The 4,243-nt window shown below is 65.5% G+C and carries 5 protein-coding genes; all 5 read left to right on the plus strand.

Annotated features, from left to right (window positions below; genetic code table 11):
• On the plus strand, nt 1-583 hold a 583-nt coding region (locus ABB33_RS17340; protein ID WP_056932926.1), incomplete at its 5' end, for a chromate resistance protein ChrB domain-containing protein.
• A 216-nt stretch (nt 584-799) separates the two neighbouring features.
• Nucleotides 800-1,432: a superoxide dismutase gene (locus tag ABB33_RS17345; protein WP_100322981.1), complete on the plus strand. Its 633-nt coding sequence runs from the start codon at nt 800-802 to the stop codon at nt 1,430-1,432.
• A 90-nt stretch (nt 1,433-1,522) separates the two neighbouring features.
• On the plus strand, nt 1,523-2,440 hold the full coding sequence (locus ABB33_RS17350; RefSeq protein ID WP_021201845.1) for a DUF1259 domain-containing protein: 918 nt from the start codon (nt 1,523-1,525) through the stop codon (nt 2,438-2,440).
• A 42-nt stretch (nt 2,441-2,482) separates the two neighbouring features.
• Nucleotides 2,483-3,745, plus strand: coding sequence for a chromate efflux transporter (gene chrA / locus ABB33_RS17355; protein WP_080241902.1), 1,263 nt, complete (start codon nt 2,483-2,485; stop codon nt 3,743-3,745).
• A gap of 100 nt (nt 3,746-3,845) precedes the next feature.
• Nucleotides 3,846-4,241, plus strand: a complete 396-nt coding sequence (locus ABB33_RS18695) for an EF-hand domain-containing protein (RefSeq protein ID WP_057639187.1) — start codon at nt 3,846-3,848, stop codon at nt 4,239-4,241.
• Nucleotides 4,242-4,243 lie beyond the last annotated feature (2 nt).

Below are 4,243 nucleotides of genomic sequence, written 5' to 3' on the forward strand. Positions count from 1 at the left end.
TTTCGAGTCGATCACTGCGATCGACTTCTTCCCGGGCGAAGCGCGGCGGCAGGTCGAGGACACGCTGGCCGAGCTGGAAATGGCCTGTGCCCGCCTGCAGGCGCCAGACGAGCCGCGCTTTGTGGCCGGTACGATCCAGCGGCTGCGCACCGCCGACTACCAAGGCCGTCTGTGGGCCACGCGGCAGCGTCCATGGGTGGACCGGCTGGCCAGCGCCTGGTTGATCCGTCGCTTCATCGATCCCGAGGCCCGCATTCTGTGGCTCGCCCATCCGGCCGACTGTCCGCCGGAGGCGTTGGGGTTCGACTTCGATGGCGCGACCTTCAGCCACGTCGGCCACCGCGTCACATTCGAGGTGCTCGCCGCCAGTTTCGGTCTGGAACAAGGCCCGATCGCACGCGTGGGTCTGCTGGTGCACTACCTCGATGTCGGCGGGGCACCGCCCCCGGAAGCGCTGGGCGTGGAAAGCGTCCTGGCAGGGTTGCGCGACTCCGTGGCCGACGACGACCAGTTGCTTGAACGCGCCTGCGCCGTGTTCGACGGGCTGCTGGCCAGTTTCCGCAGCAACGGGAGCACCGCGTGAATCACCTCCCGCTCAATCGACGCGCGCCCGCGATGCACGAATGCGCGCACTGAGGCACCCGCACCTTTCACCTCCAGCTCCCGTGATCACGAGATGACCAAGACTCCACCGATCGACACCCAACGCCGTCACGTCCTGAGTCTGGCCGCTACGGCGCCCCTCGCGCTGGGAGCCGCCAAGGCCGCCCATGCCGTTCCGACTTCGGAGACCACCGCCATGTCCACCTCCACACTTGCACCCGTCAGCACCCCCACGCTCAAGCCGCTGCCGTTCGACCCGTCCAAACTGAAAGGATTGTCCGAACGCCTGATCCGCTCGCATTGGGAGAACAACTACGGCGGCTCGGTCAAGGCGCTGGCCGTGACGAAGAAGCACCTTGCCGAGGCGCTCGCCGCACCGGACATGCCGCCGTACCTCTACAACGAACTCAAGCGGGAGCACCTGCTGCGCACCGGCTCGGTGGTGCTGCACGAGTACTACTTCGACAACCTGGGCGGCAGCGGCCAGGCCGATGCCGGCAGTCGCAAGGCCCTGGCCGAAGCCTTCGGCAGCTTCGATGCATGGGAAACCGAATTCCGCCGGATGGGCACCGGGCTGGGCGGCGGCTCGGGCTGGGTGGTACTCGGCTTCAACACCCACACCCGCCAGCTCGAGAACTACTGGATGGCCGATCACGCTCACGGCCCGGCGGCCACGCTGCCCATCCTGGTGATGGACATGTACGAGCACTCCTACCAGATGGACTACGGCGCCGCGGCCGCCAAGTACGTGGATGCGTTCTTCCAGAACATCCAATGGGACACCGTGGCGCAGCGACTGGAGGCTTGCTGCAGGCCTTCCGCTGCCTGACCCCAAGTTCGCCCGTCAGATTGAGACGCTGTCGTCGCGAGCGCAAGTGCCCCTTCATCTTTTTTGTCGATGTAAATGTAAGGAGTAGTCATGAACGCCATCGCTCATCGTGCCCTGCGGGCCCTCACGCTGTCGCTGCTTTGGGGCTGGGCCAGCGTTCACGCGGCCGAGATCGACTCCGCCCGGATTGGCGAGGCCAGCGGCGCAGTCGCGAAGGTGCAACCGGACGGGGTGGTTCGCATCGGGTGGAGCCGCGACGACGTGGCGGTGACCGTGGACGGCATGCGGCTGCCGCCGCCCGCAGGGCTCGGCTCGTGGGCCGCGTTCATGCCGGCGGACGAGAACGCGATGCTGATGGGTGACACCGTCGTCTTCGAGGATGAGGTCGATGCGGCGATGGACGCAGCGTTCAAGGCCGGCCTCGATGTGACCGGGCTCCACAACCATTTCTTCTTCGATTCTCCGAAGGTGTACTTCATGCACATCGGCGGTCACGGCGATCCGGTGCGATTGGCCGGCAGCGTCAAAGAGGTGTGGGACGCCATCAAGGCCGTGCGCGCGCAGCGCCCGCAGCCGGCCACTGGCTTCGGCGGTCCCGTGCCCACACCGGGAAAGATTGATGCCGCTGCCATCTCCAAGGCCATCGGGCATCCACCGGAAATCACTGGCGACGTGGTGAAGGTGACGATCGGCCGGGAGGGACGCATGCACGGCCGGCCGGTAGGCGGATCGATGGGCCTGACGACCTGGGCGGCCTTCACCGGGTCGGATCGGCTTGCTGCCGTCACCGGCGACGTGATCATGACCGCCGACGAAGTCCAGCCGGTGCTGCGTGCACTGCGCCAGGCAGACTTCCACGTCGTGGCGCTGCACAACCACATGGTGGGCGAGCAGCCGGCGTTCTATTTCGTCCACTTCTGGGGCAAGGGGCCTGCGGCCGGGCTGGCCCAAGGGTTTCGCCGTGTGCTGGATGCCCAAAGTGCCCAAGTCAAATCCGCGGCGCGGTGATCCGATGCACGACCTGACGCAAACAACGACCACGGGAGCCCCATGAGCACAGTCACCAACCCTGTGGCCGCGAGCGAGACCAACGACGCGCCCACCTACGTGGTACCGCAAGAACCGTGGCTGCGGCTGTTCCTGCGGTTCCTACGCTTCGGCGCATTAGCCTGGGGTGGCCCGGTCGCCCAGATCGGCATGATCCGGCATGAATTGGTGGAGCAAGAGCGCTGGATCAGCAGCGCCCAGTTCAACCGGGTGCTGGCCGTCTATCAGATCCTGCCGGGCCCAGAGGCGCACGAGTTGTGCGTGTATTTCGGGATGCTGTCGCGCGGCCGCTGGGGCGGTGTGCTGGCGGGCTTGGGCTTCATGCTCCCGGGGTTCGTGCTGATGTTCGCGCTATCGTGGGCGTACGTGCGCTTCGGGTTGAAGGCCGACGGCGTGCTGGCCATCTTCGCGGCGGTCCAGGTGGCGGTGGCGGCGCTGATCGTGCGCGCCGTGTTTCGCATCGGCGGCCACGTCGTCACCGATCGCTGGCTCTGGGCGATCGCGATCCTGGCGACAGGTGCGCAGTTGGCCGGTGTGCACTTCGCGCTGATCCTCGCTGTGGGCGGGATCATCTACCTGATGGCACGCCACCGCCTCGGCATCGCCGCGCTGGGCGTGATCGGAGTGGCGGCCGCCGGGACCGTCGTGTTCGCAGTGCGCAACGGCGGCCTGGCCGGACTAGACGCGCTGAGTCATGTGGGCGCAGAGAGCACCGCCGTCGTGCAGGCGACGGTACCGCTGCTGCTGCTGTTCTGGTCCGGGTTGAAGGCCGGCCTGTTGACGTTCGGTGGCGCCTATACCGTCATTCCATTCCTGCAGCGCGATGCCGTAACCCAGGGCGCGTGGATGAGCAATGCGCAGTTCCTTGACGGCCTGGCTTTGTCGGGATTGCTGCCGGCGCCGCTGATCATCTTTTCGACCTTCGTGGGCTACCTCGGCGGCGGGCCGTGGGGCGCAGTGGTGATGACCGTGGGCATCTTCCTGCCGGCCTTCGCCTTCACGCTTTTGGGTCACGATGCCTTGGAACGCATAGTGCATCAGCCACGCGTGCGGCTTTTTTTGGAGGGCGTGACCGCAGGCGTGGTCGGCCTGATTGCGGGAACGACGCTGGCCCTTCTGCGCGTAAGCCTGACGGGCCTGGAGGCTCTGATCCTATTTGCGATCGTCCTGAGCATCTTATTCGCCAGCAAGGCGCGGCTGGTGATTCCGGCGGTGATTGCAGGCGCCGCACTGTGGGGCTGGGTGTCGCAGGCACTTGGCCACTGAACCGGTTGCGTTGGGCGACGAAACAGCGCCTGGTCATCATCACGCCGGCGACTGCCGGAACCGAGGTATATCCGCACACGCACTTTCTGGAGAAGCTGCAATGAAAATTGACCAAAAGCCTACGTTTCTGCTCCTCGCACTTGTTCTGCTCGTGTCCACTCCGGAGGTCCGCTCCAGCAGTTTGCAGGATGAAGGAACGGTGTCGCGGCCAGCGAATTCAGCTCCTACGACGTGCATTGAACTGGCCGCCTGGGGCGATGCAGCCGACTTCAGTTCGCGCGGAGTCGGCATGCTGAAGCAACGCTGCGACTTGGAAGACATCCAAGCCAAGTTTGCCGAACTGGACCGCAACCAGGACGGCTATCTCAGTCAGAAGGAATTGCCCGTGGAACACACGCTCAGCCAGTACTTTTCCGAGGTCGACTTCGATGGCGACAAGCGGCTTTCGTTGGCGGAAGTCGCAGAGCACGACGCCGAGACGAGCCCGATCGAGTGAGT

Origin of the sequence: Stenotrophomonas acidaminiphila (assembly GCF_001431595.1) — a bacterium.
GTDB lineage: Bacteria > Pseudomonadota > Gammaproteobacteria > Xanthomonadales > Xanthomonadaceae > Stenotrophomonas > Stenotrophomonas acidaminiphila.